At 61.1% G+C, this 863-nt stretch carries 1 protein-coding gene; it reads left to right on the top strand.

Annotated features, from left to right (window positions below; translation table 11 throughout):
• Window positions 1-18 precede the first annotated feature (18 nt).
• On the top strand, window positions 19-863 hold an 845-nt coding region (locus ACYVKA_RS13525), incomplete at its 3' end, for a hypothetical protein (protein ID WP_460706192.1).

Raw genomic sequence — 863 nt, forward strand, 5'->3', positions numbered from 1 at the left:
GACGGTGGGATAGACATCTTGGTCCATCTTGATGCTGGCTACGCCGTCTACCAGGTCAAGAACTTCACCCAAGGTGGGCGCAACCTCACCACGAGTCAGAAGAACCAGATTCGAGAGTCAATGGATGCGCTTATCTCCGACCGCCGGGTGGCCGATGTGCACGATGACCTGCGCGAGTGGCTTCTCGTAGCGCCGATGAACCCAACCCCAGAAACCCGACTATGGCTCAAGAAGGAGGCGGCAAACCGACGCATCCCGGAACCTGTTTGGAAAGGTGAGGAGGCCTTCCACGCGTGGGCAGCGAAGTATCCCGAGATCGTCGACTACTACTTCAAAGACAGCCGTGAGACGATCCGCGCAAAAGCGGAGGAACTCTTGGCCACATTCAAGATTGGACAGGACGGTGACCATCTGGGATCGCCATCCGCCAGTCTCGAACAGCTAGTCGAGTCCAGCAAGGCATTGAGCGCGCAGGATCCGCACTATCGCTACGGCCTGTCGACCATCCCGATCCCCGAGGGCACGGACGTGTCGAAGTTCGTCACCCACTACGTCCAAGGGCTGGTCTCGCAAGGGCCGACTCCCGCATGGGCAGGAGCCATCGCCAAAGACGGGTGGGTGGCAGTACTGCAAGTGTTCGCGAAAACCAGTATGTCCACCACCCTCGAGCCCATTGTCGTGCACACCACTATGACCATGGCCAAGGGCAGCGCCGAGCACCAACGCTTCCTAGACTTCGTCACCTACGGCACCGCCCTGACCCTGCCCCAAGGATCGGTGAACGCGACCTTCACAGGCCCCGGGGGCGTCACCGAGACCCGCGAGGGGGCGGCGCTGCGCCTCACACCGCATTCTCTCGCGGA

The organism is Luteococcus sediminum (assembly GCF_054783495.1).